Source organism: Halocella sp. SP3-1 (assembly GCF_003953885.1).
In the GTDB taxonomy this organism is placed as follows: domain Bacteria; phylum Bacillota; class Halanaerobiia; order Halanaerobiales; family DTU029; genus Iocasia; species Iocasia fonsfrigidae.
Window position 1 is genome coordinate 178,966 of sequence record NZ_CP032760.1, and the last position, 17,033, is coordinate 195,998.

20 protein-coding genes and 1 pseudogene are annotated in these 17,033 nt (G+C 35.0%); 7 read left to right on the top strand and 14 right to left on the bottom strand.

The features are described 5' to 3' along the window. Positions 1-68: 68 nt before the first annotated feature. Both D7D81_RS00790 and rsmA read right to left on the bottom strand, forming a co-directional pair. Positions 69-548, bottom strand: a complete 480-nt coding sequence (locus D7D81_RS00790; RefSeq protein ID WP_125986389.1) for a ribonuclease H-like YkuK family protein — start codon at positions 546-548, stop codon at positions 69-71. Between the two features lie 14 nt (positions 549-562). Next, complete coding sequence (gene rsmA / locus D7D81_RS00795; RefSeq protein WP_125986391.1) at positions 563-1,447, bottom strand: 16S rRNA (adenine(1518)-N(6)/adenine(1519)-N(6))-dimethyltransferase RsmA; 885 nt, start codon at positions 1,445-1,447, stop codon at positions 563-565. A gap of 250 nt (positions 1,448-1,697) precedes the next feature. On the opposite strand from rsmA, the gene D7D81_RS00800 reads away from it, so the two are divergent. From D7D81_RS00800 to D7D81_RS00810, 3 genes are all read left to right on the top strand, one after another. Next, positions 1,698-1,946, top strand: a complete 249-nt coding sequence (locus D7D81_RS00800; protein WP_125986393.1) for a hypothetical protein — start codon at positions 1,698-1,700, stop codon at positions 1,944-1,946. 16 nt (positions 1,947-1,962) lie between these two features. Next, a complete protein-coding gene (locus D7D81_RS00805) occupies positions 1,963-2,427 on the top strand; it encodes a hypothetical protein (protein ID WP_125986395.1) in 465 nt (154 codons plus the stop codon). A gap of 184 nt (positions 2,428-2,611) precedes the next feature. After that, the gene (locus D7D81_RS00810) at positions 2,612-3,820 is read left to right on the top strand and encodes an MFS transporter (protein ID WP_125986397.1); all 1,209 of its coding nucleotides are present in this window, start codon (positions 2,612-2,614) and stop codon (positions 3,818-3,820) included. On the opposite strand, the gene D7D81_RS19375 is transcribed toward D7D81_RS00810, so the two are convergent. The 4 genes from D7D81_RS19375 to fsa form a co-directional block, all read right to left on the bottom strand. Beyond that, positions 3,817-3,966 (bottom strand): hypothetical protein, encoded by a 150-nt coding sequence (locus tag D7D81_RS19375; RefSeq protein WP_164522061.1) that lies wholly within the window; start codon positions 3,964-3,966, stop codon positions 3,817-3,819. The two genes, D7D81_RS00810 and D7D81_RS19375, sit on opposite strands and share 4 nt — an antisense overlap. 5 nt (positions 3,967-3,971) lie before the next feature. Continuing rightward, the gene (locus D7D81_RS00815) at positions 3,972-4,430 is read right to left on the bottom strand and encodes a DUF441 domain-containing protein (protein ID WP_125986399.1); all 459 of its coding nucleotides are present in this window, start codon (positions 4,428-4,430) and stop codon (positions 3,972-3,974) included. Between the two features lie 93 nt (positions 4,431-4,523). Further along, entirely contained in the window at positions 4,524-5,375 is an 852-nt protein-coding gene (comA, locus tag D7D81_RS00820) for a phosphosulfolactate synthase (protein WP_125986401.1), read from the bottom strand. A gap of 131 nt (positions 5,376-5,506) precedes the next feature. Next, positions 5,507-6,151 carry a fructose-6-phosphate aldolase gene (gene fsa, locus D7D81_RS00825; protein WP_125986403.1) on the bottom strand — a complete coding sequence of 215 codons (645 nt, stop codon included), beginning with the start codon at positions 6,149-6,151 and terminating at the stop codon, positions 5,507-5,509. A gap of 259 nt (positions 6,152-6,410) precedes the next feature. Here fsa and D7D81_RS00830 point away from each other — a divergent pair, with 259 nt between their 5' ends. Then, positions 6,411-7,616, top strand: a complete 1,206-nt coding sequence (locus tag D7D81_RS00830) for a glycosyl hydrolase family 18 protein (protein ID WP_164522062.1) — start codon at positions 6,411-6,413, stop codon at positions 7,614-7,616. Here D7D81_RS00830 and D7D81_RS00835 read toward each other — a convergent pair. The 7 genes and pseudogenes from D7D81_RS00835 to D7D81_RS00865 all read right to left on the bottom strand — a co-directional run bounded on the left by D7D81_RS00835 (position 7,608) and on the right by D7D81_RS00865 (position 13,636). Then, on the bottom strand, positions 7,608-8,243 hold the full coding sequence (locus D7D81_RS00835) for a response regulator (RefSeq protein ID WP_125986407.1): 636 nt from the start codon (positions 8,241-8,243) through the stop codon (positions 7,608-7,610). The genes D7D81_RS00830 and D7D81_RS00835 overlap by 9 nt on opposite strands. Positions 8,244-8,251: 8 nt before the next feature. Beyond that, on the bottom strand, positions 8,252-9,373 hold the full coding sequence (locus D7D81_RS00840) for a sensor histidine kinase (RefSeq protein WP_125986409.1): 1,122 nt from the start codon (positions 9,371-9,373) through the stop codon (positions 8,252-8,254). A 137-nt stretch (positions 9,374-9,510) separates the two neighbouring features. Then, the gene (locus D7D81_RS00845; protein ID WP_125986411.1) at positions 9,511-10,251 is read right to left on the bottom strand and encodes a gamma-glutamyl-gamma-aminobutyrate hydrolase family protein; all 741 of its coding nucleotides are present in this window, start codon (positions 10,249-10,251) and stop codon (positions 9,511-9,513) included. 58 nt (positions 10,252-10,309) lie between these two features. Beyond that, positions 10,310-11,518, bottom strand: coding sequence for a hypothetical protein (locus D7D81_RS00850; protein ID WP_125986413.1), 1,209 nt, complete (start codon positions 11,516-11,518; stop codon positions 10,310-10,312). 6 nt (positions 11,519-11,524) lie between these two features. Further along, a complete protein-coding gene (locus D7D81_RS00855; RefSeq protein WP_205739297.1) occupies positions 11,525-12,175 on the bottom strand; it encodes a L,D-transpeptidase family protein in 651 nt (216 codons plus the stop codon). Positions 12,176-12,605: 430 nt separating this feature from the next. After that, positions 12,606-12,833, bottom strand: coding sequence for a DUF2905 domain-containing protein (locus tag D7D81_RS00860; RefSeq protein WP_125986417.1), 228 nt, complete (start codon positions 12,831-12,833; stop codon positions 12,606-12,608). 30 nt (positions 12,834-12,863) lie between these two features. Then, a pseudogene (locus tag D7D81_RS00865) lies at positions 12,864-13,636 on the bottom strand (TatD family hydrolase). A 146-nt stretch (positions 13,637-13,782) separates the two neighbouring features. Between D7D81_RS00865 and D7D81_RS00870 the strand changes: the two are divergent. Further along, complete coding sequence (locus tag D7D81_RS00870) at positions 13,783-14,103, top strand: YbaB/EbfC family nucleoid-associated protein (RefSeq protein WP_125986419.1); 321 nt, start codon at positions 13,783-13,785, stop codon at positions 14,101-14,103. Between the two features lie 105 nt (positions 14,104-14,208). Further along, positions 14,209-14,559: a hypothetical protein gene (locus tag D7D81_RS00875; RefSeq protein ID WP_125986421.1), complete on the top strand. Its 351-nt coding sequence runs from the start codon at positions 14,209-14,211 to the stop codon at positions 14,557-14,559. 12 nt (positions 14,560-14,571) lie between these two features. Here the strand turns inward: D7D81_RS00875 and D7D81_RS00880 are convergent, their stop codons facing one another. Continuing rightward, on the bottom strand, positions 14,572-15,615 hold the full coding sequence (locus D7D81_RS00880) for an HD-GYP domain-containing protein (RefSeq protein ID WP_125986423.1): 1,044 nt from the start codon (positions 15,613-15,615) through the stop codon (positions 14,572-14,574). A 216-nt stretch (positions 15,616-15,831) separates the two neighbouring features. Here D7D81_RS00880 and D7D81_RS00885 point away from each other — a divergent pair, with 216 nt between their 5' ends. Then, positions 15,832-17,019 carry a LysM peptidoglycan-binding domain-containing protein gene (locus tag D7D81_RS00885; protein ID WP_125986425.1) on the top strand — a complete coding sequence of 396 codons (1,188 nt, stop codon included), beginning with the start codon at positions 15,832-15,834 and terminating at the stop codon, positions 17,017-17,019. Positions 17,020-17,033 lie beyond the last annotated feature (14 nt).

Sequence of the window (17,033 nt, forward strand, 5' to 3'; positions counted from 1 at the left end):
CCCTGCCCCCTTTATTAGGGAATGATATAATATATGATACAGGGAAATTAAATGTGCCTAAAATTTAACTATTTAGTATATTTATCAGCTACAGTAGAAGCCGCATATGAATCAGGTTTAATCATTGCCTCATAACCACTGCCAACTACCATACCAACTACCTCTTTAATAATTGCATTTGTAGGCCCCTTTTCTCCTACATCAACATGGATCTCAACCTTTAAATTTTCACTGAATTCCTTTTCATCTGCCAGAAATCCAGTAAGTTTACTGGCAACCTCAAGGCTTTTAGAGACTTCATAAAAAATACGCTGTTTCATACTCGTATGTATTTTTTCAGCTTTTTTATGATAAAAAAACCTCCCTCCCCTACCAACACGGTAAATTACAATAGCAGTTACAAACATAATATCCTCTATACCAGCCTGGGAATCTGTACCAACTATCAACCTGTATTGATTTTCCGACTCTTCTTTTATGAATTTAACAATAGTCTGATAAACCTGCTCCAGATGCATTGAACCATCAGTAGGACTAATAAACTCCATTTTTTCACCATCTCTTATTTATTAATTTTCTCCCATAATGAATTACTTAATTTGGCTAAAACTGAAATCGACAATTTTTCTCCACGAATCCGTGGATCTATACCTACTTCTGCCAGACTACTAACAACCTCTTCCCTGGTAAAATTTAATTTAGCGGCTTTACTTAGTCCATTTTTAATATTTTTTCTCCGCTGTTGAAAAATAGCCCTGACAACCTGAAAAAAAAACTGCCGATCTACTACTTCAACCGGTGGTTTTTGATGAGGGTAAAGGGTTATGACAGTAGAATAAACATCTGGCCGTGGAATAAAAACCGAAGGAGAAACCTCATGAACAATCTCAACCCTGGCAAAAAACTGAACAGCTATACTCAACACACCATATTCTTTACCACCTGGTGAAGCTGCCATCCTTTCAGCAACCTCTCTTTGAACCATAAAAATTAACTGTTTAAATAAAACATTAGATTCCAGCAAATTCATGATTATAGGGGTAGTAATATAATAAGGGAGATTTGCCAGAACCTTTACCTCTCCATCTTTTAATTTCTTTTCCCGAAAAAAAGAATGCCATTCAATATCAAGAACATCTTTATTTATTAAATCAAGATTATTGTATCCAGAAAACTGAGCAGTCAGTACTTTTATCAAACGGCTGTCCTTCTCTATAGCCATTAAACTACCTGACGATAATCTTTCTAAGATACCCTGGGTCAATGAACCAATACCCGGCCCTATTTCTATAACAGAATCATTAGCTGTTAGAGTAGCTGTCTCAATAATTATATCTACAATCTTTCTGTCTATTAAGAAATTTTGACCTAAACCCTTTGATAATCTAATCTTATTTTCCTTTAATATCTCACGTGTCTTATCTGGGGATGCTATAATATCAATCACCAATTTTCCCCTTTCATGTCATATTATTTTTTTTAATTGTAACACAAATCCTTCTTATAATCAAAAATCATATCTTGCTAGTAATAGATATATATATTAAAAAAGACCCTGTATTTCAGTTATAAAACAATCATCTTAATGTAACAGTACCAAATCCATTTTTCATTATAGCAGCTCTATCTATTAACAAATAAATTCCCCCTTTCATATATTATCTTAACAAAGACTTTTTTATGAAGGGAGGGCAATTATGATCTTTCCATTTTTTGACAGCCAGGATAGTAACTACAATGCCTATAATCTTTTTCTAATCTTAATTTTACTTATCCTTTCTGAAGATGTATTAACTATGATTAAAAAATTATCAAAAAATGCCGCAGAAAAAGAAACTGCTGGTCAAAAGGAAAAGGGAGAAATAAAAAGAGGGTTTAACATTCTTCCTATCCAGAAAAAAGAAGAAAAAAGCCGGCCTAAGACTGAAGACGGGGACACAGAATAATCAAAGGGGGTAAACAATGATAAGTAACAGACTCCTTAGTATCATAACAAATACAATCCAGAAAAATAGTAATAATTACAGTAGTAATGAATTATTCGGTTTACTAGGCCTAATTCTCTTAATTCAAATAGTAGATATATTTGAGGGACAATCCGGCAGTAGTACTCCTGAGGTAAGCAACAGTACTCCTTCAAATAACATAGGAAACCTTGCTTCACTTGGTAATCTATCTGGTCTACTCGGGCAATTACAGGGAAATGGTGATGGAAAAAATCTACAACAGATGCTGCCCATGTTAATGGGAGCACTCGGCAGTGGGGGGAACAATTCAGGTATAGACATGGGTAATATATCTAAACTCGTCCAGTCTATAAGCAAAAATAATCAACAGGATAATAGCAAAATAAGTGACCATGAAATTGATACTGAACAAATAGAAAGCAATAAAAAAGAAGCTAAAAAAAAAGCTATCCAAAAGTAAAAAACCTCGACTGGAGTAAACTCAAACTATAATAAATATCTTACACTCAACCCTGCCTTTTGAGCAGGGTTTTTTATATTATTTACCGATATCTGTCAGCTATATTTTTATCCCTTTTTACTAATACTTACTAGTGTATTATAAATAAAAGATATTATTATTTCTAAATAAAAGGGGTTATTAAATGGATAAAAAACATAAGATTATGATGCTTGCCTTCAGTGGTGTTCCCTTTATTATGGTACTGGGTAATTCAATGTTGATTCCTGAATTCCCTCAAATAAAAAATGCCCTCAATATCGACCAGTTTCATGTAGGACTACTTATAACTACATTCTCTATTACAGCAGGTATATCTATTCCTTTCCTGGGATATTTATGTGATCAAATTGGACGAATCAAGGTCATTGTGCCAGCTTTACTAATTTATGGATTAGGAGGGGTAGTATCTGGTCTGGCTGCCCTTTTTATGGAAAATCCCTATAATATTATTTTAGTAGGCCGCGTTATCCAGGGACTGGGAGCTGCTGGTACAGCACCAATAGTTATGGCCCTAGTAGGAGATATTTTTCAGTCCAGGCAGAGGAGTGAAGCCCTGGGAATCATTGAGGCCTCTAATGGTATCGGGAAAGTCCTCAGCCCTATACTGGGGTCAGCTATTGGCCTAATAAGCTGGATAGCCCTTTTCTTTTCCTATGCCCTCCTCTCTATTCCTATAGCAGCAGGGGTTTATTTCCTTGGAGAAGAAGGTCAAACCCCACAAAAACAATGTATTAAAGATTATCTGGGAAAAACAAGTGATATCTTTAAAAACAAAGGAGGATCACTCCTGTCAACTATCCTGGCCGGGATGATTGTCCTCTTTATTCTCTTTGGATTATTGTCCTATTTCTCAGATATACTTGAAAGCAAATATAATATTAAAGGTTTTATTAAAGGGCTGATTATTGCCATACCTATTTTATTCATGTCAATTACTTCATACACCAGTGGGCATATCTTAAAAAAAGCAAAAAAGCACTTCAAATTATCGATTATTACTGGACTAATCCTGGTTGGAGGGGCTTTACTCGCCTTGAATTTCCTTGAATCTCTGGTGCCTTACCTTGTATTATTTTCACTACTGGGGATTGGTACAGGCCTCGTTCTTCCTGCTATCAATACAATGGTAACAAGTTCATGTAATAGTAAACAAAGGGGGGTTATTACATCTCTCTATGGGAGTGCACGTTTTATAGGGGTTGCCATCGGACCACCGAGTTTTACAGCACTACTGGAAATAAGCAAACCTGTTATGTATTTAACTAGCAGTGGTATTGTTGCCCTGATAACAATAATATCAGTAATTTTTATCAAAGAAAAAGGAATGACCCCACAAGGAGAAAAAAATTAATAATCGATATCCCTTTTTTTATATCTGGTTTTTTCTTTTTCCTGAAATTTATCTATATATAAGAGATAAGAATTTCTCTCCCTTTCTAAATAAGGGTGGTATGCAACTATAATAAAGATAAATAATAATACAATTACTATTATCAATTTTATTATCCCCCTGTAATAATTTCACATAAGTAAATAATAACAGCTGCTATCCCAGCTGCCATTAATGGACCAACAGGAATACCATCAAAAATTAATATACCTAATAAAGAACCAATAATAATACCCAGAATTAAATGAGGCTTCTCACTCAATAATTGAAGCCCCATACCATTAAACTGTGTGGCCAATAGACCAGCTGCTATACCGATAATTCCCTGCCAGCTCATTAATACCGATTTTATTTCTTTCCAATCCAGTGTTTCCTTTAATAAAGGTGATAAAATAGCCAACAGCAAAAAAATAAGTCCTATTTCAATCCCTTTATTAGCTAAAAAACCAAAAACTCTCTCTAATTCAAGCTCTATCAAGAGTAATAAAGAAAAACCAGTCAAGATAACAACCCTTGACTGAGCAAGAAAACCCAGGATTATTATTATAATCAAAAAATATGTATTATTCACCCCACTACCCCCAACAGCAAATAAACTTCTAAGATAATACTATGCAGTAACCCAATGATATATAATAATAATTCCTGTAATTAAATTGTAAATTTAAGCCCCAACCCTATCCCCCTTAATCCTATTATCTTCGATCCCTTTATCCTTCAAGCTAAATTTAAAGGTATCACCCCTGAGACCACGCCTTAATGTTTCAAGGGCTAAAACTTCATCTACTGCTATATTACCCAGGTTTACATTTGATCCTAATTTACGAATCAAACTAAGCTGTTGTTTTTTAAGTGGTGCTTCCCAGAGTAAAACATCTCTATTAGAACCAACTGTTACAAGTATATCATCCACCATTCCCATATCAATGCTTCCATCCTCATGATAGATTGATACCCCTCTACCAGATTCCCTGCCTTCAATAATAATTCTATATGCACCAGCAGATATATCGTCCTTGATCTGATACTGCATCTCTTCAACAGTAAGTGCATCAGCTTTATCTTTTTTACCAACCTCAGTAAACACCTTAAAACCAAGTGAATTGGCCTTATAGATAGTTTCTCTTCTGAGTTTAGGTGAAATATCTATTGTACCATTAGATATCTCAACAGCTGTAAACCCTAACTGTTTTGCCCGGAAAAGGAAATCATTAATCTTACTTTGATCAAGGGCAACTTCAAACAGCGTACCCCCAGGGTAAACATCAATATTATATTCCAGAGCTATTTTAATTTTATCACACAACACCTTATCCGGATAAAGTAATGATGTCCCAAAAGTAAACTTTAGTATGTCTATATAGTCACCAGCTATCTTAAGAATATCCCTCAATTCTCCAGGACCAACCCCTTTATCAAGAACCATAGTAAGGCCTTTATTTCTGGGCTTATTTACCCTACCTTTAAGAGGGTCACTAATATCAATACCCCAACCATTATAACAGCCTTTCTCCACATCTCCCACTCCTCTTCTTGAGATAATATAGAACAATAATATTTTATGCAGGAGATAAATATATCGTGAAGATCAAAAAAGACTACCCTTTCAAACAGGTAGCCTTTTTAGCATTAACATATTATCTAAATTTAGTTCCTACTCTCCCAATCAGCCAGGAACCTTTCAATACCCTCATCTGTCTTGGGATGCTTAACCATTTTCTTTAGGACATCATATGGTACTGTGGCAATATCAGAACCTGCCTTAGCAGCTGCCAGTACATGTTCAGGATGACGGATACTGGCAGAGATAATTTTAGTTTCAATATTAAAGATTTTAAAGATGTCAGCTATATCTTTTACCAGCTGCATACCATCCATACCAATATCATCAAGTCTACCAACAAAGGGACTAACAAAGGTAGCCCCTGCCCTGGCTGCTAGCAAAGCCTGGTTGGCAGAGAAAACAAGGGTAACATTTGTCTTTATTCCTTCAGCTGACAATGTTTTTACAGCACTTAAACCCTCTGGTGTCATAGGTATCTTAATTACTACATTATCACCTATTTTGGCAAGCTCTCTAGCCTCTTTCACCATACCTTCTGCTTCTAAGCTGATAACCTCAGCACTTATGGGCCCTGGAACCATCTCAGTAATCTGTTTAATAACATCCTCAAATTCAACATCGCCTTCTTTAGCGATTAAACTGGGATTGGTGGTAACTCCAGATAAAATACCCCATTCCTTAATTTCCCTTATTTCGTCTAGATTTGCTGTGTCAATAAAAAACTCCATCTGTTTCCCTCCTAGTATTTTATTTTAAGGAAAGTTTATTACATCTTCCCTTAATTTATAAATTTACCTTTTCAGGTATTTTATAAACATCTACTATATAAATATCTTTAATCCAAAAACACTGAATTTTTGAGTTTGATATGCCATTTTATGGTTCAATTGTCAGTAATAGTACATTGAAACTTACTGCTTTAATTTATTATAATAGTTTATGTAACATATGTTATTTGAATATAATCTAAGAAAGGGAGCTATCTTTATGCATTTTTTCCATAAATATAAAAAACTATTAGCCATTTTACTGATATTCTTTATTTCTCTACCCTTTCCACTCGTTTTATCATCCAATATAGTTTACGCTGATAATGGGGATAGTGGGCACCCCTCATGGCTTAAAGGAATTTTACTTATTCTCATCTCCTTTATTATAAATAATTTTGTAGAAAAAAACAACACTATTGATGAAAATAATGGAGGGATAATTGATGACAAACCATTATTAGATGACCTGGAGGGGGCAGGAAAAAACCTATCACGTGAAGTACTCGGATATTATGTTAACTGGTTAAGCCCTAATGCCAGTTCCTTTGACGCCCTAAAGACAAACCACAACCAACTTGATTATATAGCCCCTTTCTGGTATACAATAAACCCTGATGGAGGAATTGAAGAACGATATGGCGGACATCAGTATGAAGTAGATTCATTTGCCAGGACACAGGGAACAGAAATATTACCACTGATTAATAATAATCAGCAAAATAATATGATCCTTGTAGATCCTGCCACCAGAACCAAAGCTGTTGACAATATTGTAAACCTTGTAGAAAAATATAATTATGACGGAGTAAATATAGACTTTGAATTTATACCCCCGTGGACAAGAAACGGTTATACCAGCTTTATTCAGGAATTATCTAAAAAATTAAGAGAAAGAGATAAAAAAATAACAATAGCTGTGTTCCCTAAAATAGATGTTTCTCTTGAACTACAGGGTGCATATGATTATGCTGCACTTGAACCATATATTGACAGAATGGTTATTATGACATATGACAAACACTGGTCTACTGGTCCAGCAGGTCCTATAGCACCAATAGACTGGGTAGAAGAAAATATAAAATACACCCTGGAATATATCCCTGCAGAAAAACTCCTACTTGGTATAGCCAATTATGGTTATGACTGGAGCTCCAGTCTAGGTAAAGACATAAGTGCTAAAGAGGCTAAGATTATTGCCCGGGAAAATGGGGCTGAGATTAATTGGGATGATAAATCTCAAAGCCCATATTTCTATTACCAGGATAGTAATAATATCAAACATGAAGTTTGGTTTGAATCCAGTGCTGCTACTGCTTTTAAGCTGCAACTCGTAAACAAATATAATCTACAAGGCATTGCTATCTGGCGTCTGGGTAATGGTACTGATGAATTCTGGAATAAAATTCAAAAACATCTAAGATAGACAAACCATACCGCGTTTCAAAGCAACAATTACCGCCTGTGTACGATCATTAACAGACATCTTTTTTAGTATATTACTAACATGATTCTTGACTGTTTTTTCACTAATAAAGAGGTTTGCTGCTATTTCTCGATTACTCATGCCCTGGGCAAGAAGTCCCAGTACTTCCTGCTCACGGGCACTTAATTTCTGAACATCCCTTTTAATAACAACTGTTTCTGCTATCTGTTTCTCCACTGAGATAGGAAATACCTTTTCACCTTTAATTACTTTTACTATAGAATCCTTTAATTCCTCAGGTTTAATATCTTTCTGTATAAATCCCTCTGCCCCAGCCTTAATTACTTCATAGATATACTCTTCTCCATCATGAATTGTTAGAATAAGTATCTTAACCTGGGGACTAATCTCCTTAATCTTTTTTAAGGTTGTGATTCCATTCATTCTCGGCATATTTAAATCTAATAAAACCAGATCAGGCTCCTCTTCCCTTACCTTACGTATTGTCTCCAGACCATCACCAGCCTCTCCAATCACCTGAATATCATCATATAATTCCAATAACCTACAGATACCTTCCCTGACTAAATCATGGTCATCAGCAATAAGAACCTTAATCTTCTCCATCTGATATATCACTCCTTTTTAATAGGTAAATTTATTTTTATAGTTGTTCCCTGATTCTTTTCTGACTCTAAACTTAAACTCCCTCCCAGTAGTTTACACCTCTCTTCCATACTCATTAAGCCATATTTCTCTTCCTCTATTTCGTCAGACTCAAATCCAACTCCATCATCACTTACCAGTAGATTTATCTCATTACTGGCATAATCTAATCTTACCCTACCTGACGAAGCATTAGAATGTTTATGTATATTGTTAAGACCTTCCTGTATCAAACGAAAGATTGTTACTTCATAGGACTTGGGCAGCCTTTTTTCTGTCCCCGAAACATTAAAGTTTATTATTATTCCCGTCTGATCAATATATCTATCAATATACCTGTTTAAGGTTGGTATCAAACCCAGGTCATCAAGGGACATCGGCCTGAGATTATAAATTATCCTTCTTACCTCCTGCATACTCAACCTGATTGATTTTTTTAAATCCTTTAATTCCTTTTTCGCTTTGCTTAAATCCTTATCCATTAGTTTCTGGGTTAATTCCACTCTGAATACTAAATTGGCAATAGACTGGGCAGGACCATCATGTATCTCTCGTGATACCCTACCCCTTTCATCTTCCTGAGCCTGGATAACCTTTATAGCCAGGTTATGTTTTTGTTTAAGTTCATCAAAGTGCTCACTAAGATTAGTAAGCTCCCCTTTTAGGAACTCCCGCACAAGGCTTACTCGTGAAACAAGACTTTCTGCCCTATTAACGGTTTTTTTTAGATTAATCAACCTATTTTCCAGTTCCTGTCTCCTGATTTTTAACTGCTCTTCTTTTTCTTTAAGAACAGCTATCTCCACCGAAGTTTCTTCAGCCTTCTCATAAGCGGCTTTTATATCTCCCTCTGTGTAGTGGTGAAAGTCCCGGCTCACTTCCATTAATTTAAGCCTGGCTTTTCTATTAATTCTCTCTAGTCTATCTACCTTATCAATAACCTCTTTAAGATCTCCTTTTATTATTAATAAATCATTTTCTATATTTTCATATTCCTTCCTTGATGATTCGGCTATCTCAAATATATCCTTTTTACTCTCATCTAAAACATTTACTGTTTTATCGAGGACAGCTTCCAAAGTCATCTCCATTTTATACACCTCAAATAATTTATTCTAACTGAATAAATATAAAAACAATCTATTAAAATACTATTAGCTTATATTCTACAAAAAAATAATAAAACCTGCCTCAACTGACAGGTTTTATTACGAATAAGTCTATTATCCTATCTTCCAAATTTAATATTTTCATCACTTTTTCTATAACAACAGGCCTGAATAAACCCATCAAACAAGACAGCTGCCGCCTTGCTCTGCTGCCAGATCGCCTCAGGATGCCATTGTACACCTAAAATAAAACCATCCCCTTTAGTCTCAATAGCCTCAACAACTCCATCCTCAGCCCTGGCAGCTATGACAAAATTATCAGCAATATCCTTGACAGCCTGATGGTGAAGGCTATTAACAGTAATCTCATCCAGGGAAATCAATTGATAAAGCGCTGTCTCCTTATTAATTTTTATCCTGTGGGTAGGATACCAACGCGGTGCTGACTGCTCATGTTTGATAACCCTATCTCTTTGAGTTATTAAATCCTGGTAAAGAGTACCCCCAAAAGCTACATTTATCAACTGGCAGCCTTTACAGATCCCCAAAATTGGAAGCCTGTTTTTATAAGCCTTACGACAAAGTTGCAGTTCAAAATTATCCCTTTCAGGGTCGTTTCTTCTTAAAGCAGGAACAGGGGATTCACCATATAATAAGGGGTCAAGGTCTAATCCCCCTGTTAATAAAAGCCCATCAATCCTGTTAATATATTTTTTTATAAGACTATCACTATTTTCAATCCCCAAAATTACCGGCAAACCACCAGCAGCAACAACAGCAGCCAGGTAGTCTTTATTAAGTCTATATTCTTGAAAATTATTCTGCCTGGAAGGTATTATACCTATCAAAGGACTACTCATGATTAACCCTTCTTTACTTCTATAAAAGCAATTATATTCGACTATTTCCGGGGAAATATCATTTAATTTTATCCATTACCTCAACAGGTAATAAATCATTTTGCCAGAAATCCTGCCAGGCAGGTAGAATAACCCCTCTCCAGTATTCCCTATCCTCTGGACTAATCTCTAATAATTTGACATATTCTCTTTTTTCAGCACTATCTCTCTGATAGGCGGCCTTCAGAGGGAGTATTTCTGTAATCATCTCTGTCCCACTTGTAACCATATGCAAGGCTGTCAACATTACTGCTTTACTATGATCATGTCCCTGGTAGTCTTTCTGCCTCAGAATGGTTAAGGAATATTCCTTTATTAAGTTATCTAACATTACTCTATGACCATTAGTATTTTCAGACAAAAAACAAGCGAGATATGGATTAACAGGCCCTATAAGAACAGGTTTTTTACTAAAGAAATTCTTTAGAAAATCATCATCGATATTTTTGCTTGAAGAAACAAAAACCCCCTTCTCCCTCATGGAATGCATTATTTCATATACCTCTTTAAGGGTTTTATATGTATCCTCATCCACATCCCCACCTTCTAAAGATATCTCCTTTAAGCCTTTTAATGTCAATAGTTGGCGTAACAGCGTTTCATCAGCAGTATTTAAAGCAAGTCTTGCCGTATCTAGAGCACTAATTGATTTTATAAACCCACTACTAGCTTGAAAAACATTATCGTCCTCATTTATCACCCAATACTGTTCCTGAATAAGAAATGGTAAAGCCCAGAGGTGATTATCCCTGTTAATTTCTTCCCAGTTTACTGTAAAAAAACCTTCCTGCTGCTCAGTAATATAGGGGTCAACAGGTAACTGTAGCTCTTGGTCTAACAGGCTATCCCCACTTATATTCCAATAGATATCAGGAGGCTCTCCTTTTTTTATGGACTCAAGTAGTTCCTGATGGCCATCTAAAAAATTCAGTTCCCTAATCTTTAGCTGAATATTAGGATACTTCTCCTGAATTCCCCTGGCTATCTCCTGAAAATATGACTTTTCTCCTTGCGCCATCTTAGTGGTACGATAAATAGGATAATACCAGATTCGTACAGTATACTTTTTTTCTGGATCAATTTCTACTCTGGGGTTAACAGCAAATTCACGTTTAAAAAGAAGATCATAAATATACCCTACTGTATAAAATTTATTTAGAATATTCAAACCCAGGCCAGCTAATAAAAAAATCAAGATTATTATTAGTAAACCATATTTATTTCGCATAGTTAATCACTCCCTGGCAGGCAAATCAAGAATATACAAAACGTTCCAGTCTGCTATTCCATCCCTTTTTAGCTCAAATTGTGCCTCTAATTCCAGAACAGCCTCCTTTGTAGTAGCTCCATAACGTGCATCCCTGTAACCAGAATTAAAACCTCGTTCATTTAAATTATCCTGCAACTGCATAACAGATAAACCTGTTTGACCAGGCCTTAACACTCTGTTTACTGTTACAGGAAGTCTTTCACCTATAATTTCAACCCTTGTTTTAACCGGCACCAGTTCATAAAGTTCTTCAACATGATAATTATACATCCTGATACAACCGTGACTGGCAGCTCTGCCAATAGACCCTGGCTTATTAGTTCCATGTATCCCATATATACCCCATGGTACATTTAGACCTAACCATCTGGTACCAAAGCCACCCCCCCAGCCCTTACTCTTGCCGATAATTGCCCATTCGCCGATTGGGGATTTGGTAGTTGGTTTACCGATAGAAACTGGATATCTTTTAAACACTTTTCCATCTTTATAAAGGGTTAGTGTCCGATTATATGTATTGATAACAATATTTAATTTTTCTTTAGGAGAGGACTGGAGTCCTAAAACCCTATCTCTTTTATATTCAGATAGAAAACCTACTTTAATCTGAAACAACAATACCAAGAACAATAATAAAAAAAATAAGCACCGCCTACAGTTTTTAATATCCAAAATATACATCTAATCAACCCCAGAAGATATAGTTGAGATAACTGCCTCATATAAATACTATTTAATAGTTAATTAAAATATTCAAAAGTTATGTTAAATTTACTATAGAAAACAAAGTGACTACGTCATCTTAAATTGATCGAGAATAATTTTAATTCTTCCGCTTGTCGTTCACTCCGGCATCCGTGCCTCCGTTCTCTGTCACAACTTTTTGTTCCGGCGTCCTGCCTCCACAAAAAGTTAGAGTCGCTACATAATTAAAATTATTCATATATAACTTAATTTATCCACAATTTCAAAATCGCATAGTTTCACAATAAAAAAATAACCCGGAAAAATACCGGGTTATTTTCATTTATGGTTGAGATTATAATTATTTTGTAAAGTACTTGATTAATCTAAAAATAAGGTTTAGTACTAAACTAATCAAGAGCATTGTAGTTATTGGAAAATAAAAAGAAAATCCATCTCTTTTTATCCTGATATCCCCCGGCAGGCGACCAAACCAGCTGAAGAGATTACCAAAATATAAAATCACTCCACCAATAAGCACTAATAATATACCTAAAATTATTAAAAAACGAGCTAATTCATTTGCCATCACTAATCCCTCCTTGACTACAGACGCTCTTTAGAACCTATAGGCTTTTTTAGCATTATCACTTGTAATTCTGGCCAGCTCTGCTGCTGGTATATCTTTAATCTCTGCAATCTTCTCCAGGACCAGTTTTACATAAGCCGGTTCATTACGTTTACCACGGCAGGGATGGGGGGTAAGATAAGGGGAATCTGTTTCTATCACAATCTTATCTACAGGCAGGCTTTTAACAACATCTCGTAAATCTCCTGCATTTTTAAAAGTAATAACCCCCCAAAAGCAATATAAAGATTTAAATCCAGTATCTGCCAGGCGAAATCAAGACTGCTGTTAAAACAATGCATGATACCACCTAGTTGATCAACACCTTCATCCTTTAATATAGAAAGGCAATCCCTATCTGCCTCTCTATTGTGGATAACCACCGGCAAAGAGAGTTTATGAGCCAATTTTAGCTGTTTTCTAAACACCTCCTGCTGGGTTTCCCGCGGTGAATTATCATAATGATAATCCAGGCCGATCTCACCAATAGCAAGAACTTTCTTATGTGTAGCCAGTTTTTTTAATTGCTCAATACTTTGCCTATCTACCCCTGCTGCCTCATGTGGATGAATACCTACAGCAGCATAAATAGAGCTGGCTCTGTCAGCCAGTTCTACAGAGCGCTGACTCGACTCCAGGTCAGCTCCAATATTAATAATATGTGATACACCCTCATCATGGGCTCTTTTAATAACTTCATCCCGGTCATGGTCATAATTCGAGAAATCTAAATGTGCATGAGTATCTATAAAATACAATATCATCACTCCTATTATCTTTTTTTCACTTATTTTTATTCTCTAAATATCACAATTTATCCTGTGTAATTCAAAAAAAATTATAATTTAAAAATCTTTTAACATTATTTTACTATACAATGCATATAATGGCCTAAAGGAGGGGTAAAAAAATGAACAATATGGACGATATCATGGGACAGATTGCTGTAATAAAGCAGAGAATGAATCAACTACAAGAGGAATTAAAGAAAACCAAGGTAAATGGCAGTGATGACGATAAAATAATCACAGTAATTGTCAGTGGTTCTGGTCAAGTTATAGATTATGAATTTGACTTGAAAAAAATAGAAATCTTTGATCAAGAAAAATTAATTAAATCCTTAATTGAAGCCACCAACAGGGGACTAACTGCAGCCAGAGAACTGGAAGCAAAGAAGAAAAAAGAAATTGTCGGCACAGTAGATTTACCCAATATACCTGGTCTATTTTAACATCGCTTTAAAAGCCTCCTTCATCAGGTGGCTTTTAAATATTTTAGGTATAAAAAAATAGATTAGCGGTAATAATGGGGTTGTTCGGACAAAGGAGGAAAAATCATGGATAAACTCAGCACTTTTGAAGATATCTTTAATAAACTATTTTTTGAATATAAAGGAATAAGGGTGGGAGTAAGGGTAAAACAGGGTGGTATCGAAATAGCTAATTTTATAACACATATTGATAATATCGTCATTAAACCCTTAAATAAAAAATACAGTGAGGGGAATAAAAGAATTGGTCTAATTGTTATTCAGGAAAAGAAAGGAGAGAACTGTTTTAATATTCCTTTTATTCTTGACTTTAACACTATGTACGCCCTCTTTTGCAAAAATGGTGCAAACATTAAATCAATGAATATGGAATTTGTTATTAAAAGAAAAACAGTACAAAGTGAAAAATCAGCCTAACCTTAAAGATATTCATACACTACCCATCATTACATCAGCTATCTCTAGATCTGTTTCCTTACTAAGATCAATATAATGTTTATCAATCTTAACAATCGGTTTCGACCAGTGGTTAGGATTTATATACACTATTTCAGCTGAACGCCCATCTGACAATTTAATGATTTCTCCCATATAGTACTGGGAAATATTACTCATAAATATTTTTGTTAACAGGTAATCAAACCCCTGAAAATCCCTCTCAAATATCTTAAATACAGCAAATGGTGGCTGGTGTTGTCGATAAACACGATCAGACGTAATGGCATCAAATGTATCGACAATTGCCAGTATCTTTGCCATAAAGGGTATCTTCTCCCTGGAAAGACCCAGTGGATATCCTGAACCGTCATTGCGTTCATGGTGTAATAAAACAGCCTTGGCTATTTTATTACTCAACAAACTACAGTCCTGAACCAGTTCATAGCCATAGATAACATGTTTTTTTATTTCCTCAAACTCTTCATTACTTAACTGGCCTTTTTTATTAAGAATCTTATCAGGTACCTTGGATTTCCCAATATCGTGTAATAACCCAGCATAAAGTAAACCCTTGATTTCCTTTTTGCCCAAATCAATCCAGCGGCCAAAAATCATGGCCAGTAATCCTACATTTACCGAGTGAGTATAAGTATATTCGTCAACACTTCTCACCTGGGATAACATATTAATAATATCTCTATTGGTATCTATCTGGGAACTTATATTAACTATCTCCCTGAGCTGTTCAAATTCCAATTTATTGCCATGTTTAATAGAATCAAACGTCTCCTTTAGTTCATTAATATTTTCTTGATATTTAACAGCAAAACTATTAATGTTTTCCTCAACCTGTTCCTCGGACTCATCTATGACAGCAACCTGCTTAATTCCCATAACCTGTAATTTAGCTATTATATTTTCATCAAGTATCATACCAGGAGAAACCAGTACTGCACCAAAATCATTTTCAATATATTTTGCTACCCTCATCCCCGCTTTTAATTCATATACCCCTAATTTTACTATAGTCCCCATAAACTAGCCCCTCTCAGAATTCTAATTGAATAATTATATGTATACTATTCGCAAAAAATAGTAAAAATCCTGCCTGTTTTTAGAATTTTCCTGCTAATATCATTTTTCAAATAAAAAAGGATAAATTTGCTTTTGTTACTTGACATAACATATGTTATACTTTCAAATGTAGGTCAGTTGTCTTGTATTTATATAAAATCGAAAGGAGAAAACAAAATGAAGAGAATAATTATAATATCATCTATGGTTCTAGTTTTAACTATTTCTCTATTTACTATGGCTATTGCAGCCCAAAATTATACTGTTAAAACAGGGGATACCCTCTGGACTATCTCACAGAAATTTGGCACTACTATAGAAACTATAATCAATAATAACAATCTTAAAAACACAAACATTTATATCGGCCAGACCCTGAAAATAGGATCTACTGAAAACAATTCTAATGATATTTATTATATCGTAAAACAGGGTGATCTGCTTTATAAAATTGCTCAAAGGTATAATGTTTCTGTTAATGAACTTATCAGGGCTAATAATATTAGCTCACCTTATTATATCTATATTGGACAGAGTCTAATAATACCTGGCAAACAGGAAAAACCAGCTGAAAACAATACAGACTATAATTACTCATATTATACGATCAAACAGGGAGACATCCTCTGGAATATTGCCCAAAAATATAGTACCACCGTTCAAAGATTGGTTGAATTAAATAATATCAAAGATGCCTACGACCTTTATATCGGGCGTAGATTAATAGTGCCTGTAGTAAATACTACACCTGAACAGGAAGATAGTGACAATCAAAATAATAATAGATCACCTTATACCTTTTATAGAATAAAAAGTGGTGATCAAATTCAAAAGATAGCCAGTTATTTTGGCCTTACTACTTCAAACCTGATCAACTATAATAATATTGATGACATTAATAACATTACTGCCGGTGATCTATTAATCATCCCCTTGAGAAAATCAAGCAAATTCAGCTACCTTAACCAGAACAGCAAAAATCTTAACAACCACTACCGTGTCAAAAATAATGAAACCCTTACAGAGATCGCTAACTTTTTTAGAATCCCTGAAGAAGGTATCAGGTCAATAAATAATATGAAAGAAAATGAACAGGTTTACACTGGCCAGAGATTACAAATGCCTATTAGTTCTGCACTATTTGTCAATCATAAAATCTATCAGGTAAAAGCAGGTGGAGAATATCTCCATGAAATCGCCTTTAATCACGGTGTCTCAATTAGATCCATCTTACGTGCTAACTACCTTACAGATGAAAATACTATCTTTGACGGCGGCGACATTATTATCGTTCCTCAAGATGAAGACAGCAAATCTGTCTGGGTAGAATATGAAGACGGCAAACCTGTAAATTCCTGGTTCTAGAAATAAAAAAACTA

Bases quoted from the DNA above. Each gene is read 5' to 3' on its own strand.
- D7D81_RS00830 (WP_164522062.1), top strand. From the start codon at position 6,411: ATGCATTTTTTCCATAAATATAAAAAACTATTAGCCATTTTACTGATA.
- D7D81_RS00885 (WP_125986425.1), top strand. From the start codon at position 15,832: ATGAAGAGAATAATTATAATATCATCTATGGTTCTAGTTTTAACTATT.
- D7D81_RS00805 (WP_125986395.1), top strand. From the start codon at position 1,963: ATGATAAGTAACAGACTCCTTAGTATCATAACAAATACAATCCAGAAA.
- D7D81_RS00850 (WP_125986413.1), bottom strand. From the start codon at position 11,518: ATGCGAAATAAATATGGTTTACTAATAATAATCTTGATTTTTTTATTA.
- D7D81_RS00835 (WP_125986407.1), bottom strand. From the start codon at position 8,243: ATGGAGAAGATTAAGGTTCTTATTGCTGATGACCATGATTTAGTCAGG.
- fsa (WP_125986403.1), bottom strand. From the start codon at position 6,151: ATGGAGTTTTTTATTGACACAGCAAATCTAGACGAAATAAGGGAAATT.
- D7D81_RS00860 (WP_125986417.1), bottom strand. From the start codon at position 12,833: ATGGCAAATGAATTAGCTCGTTTTTTAATAATTTTAGGTATATTATTA.
- D7D81_RS00810 (WP_125986397.1), top strand. From the start codon at position 2,612: ATGGATAAAAAACATAAGATTATGATGCTTGCCTTCAGTGGTGTTCCC.
- D7D81_RS00800 (WP_125986393.1), top strand. From the start codon at position 1,698: ATGATCTTTCCATTTTTTGACAGCCAGGATAGTAACTACAATGCCTAT.
- D7D81_RS00880 (WP_125986423.1), bottom strand. From the start codon at position 15,615: ATGGGGACTATAGTAAAATTAGGGGTATATGAATTAAAAGCGGGGATG.
- D7D81_RS00790 (WP_125986389.1), bottom strand. From the start codon at position 548: ATGGAGTTTATTAGTCCTACTGATGGTTCAATGCATCTGGAGCAGGTT.
- D7D81_RS00875 (WP_125986421.1), top strand. From the start codon at position 14,209: ATGGATAAACTCAGCACTTTTGAAGATATCTTTAATAAACTATTTTTT.
- D7D81_RS00845 (WP_125986411.1), bottom strand. From the start codon at position 10,251: ATGAGTAGTCCTTTGATAGGTATAATACCTTCCAGGCAGAATAATTTT.
- D7D81_RS00870 (WP_125986419.1), top strand. From the start codon at position 13,783: ATGAACAATATGGACGATATCATGGGACAGATTGCTGTAATAAAGCAG.
- D7D81_RS00840 (WP_125986409.1), bottom strand. From the start codon at position 9,373: ATGGAGATGACTTTGGAAGCTGTCCTCGATAAAACAGTAAATGTTTTA.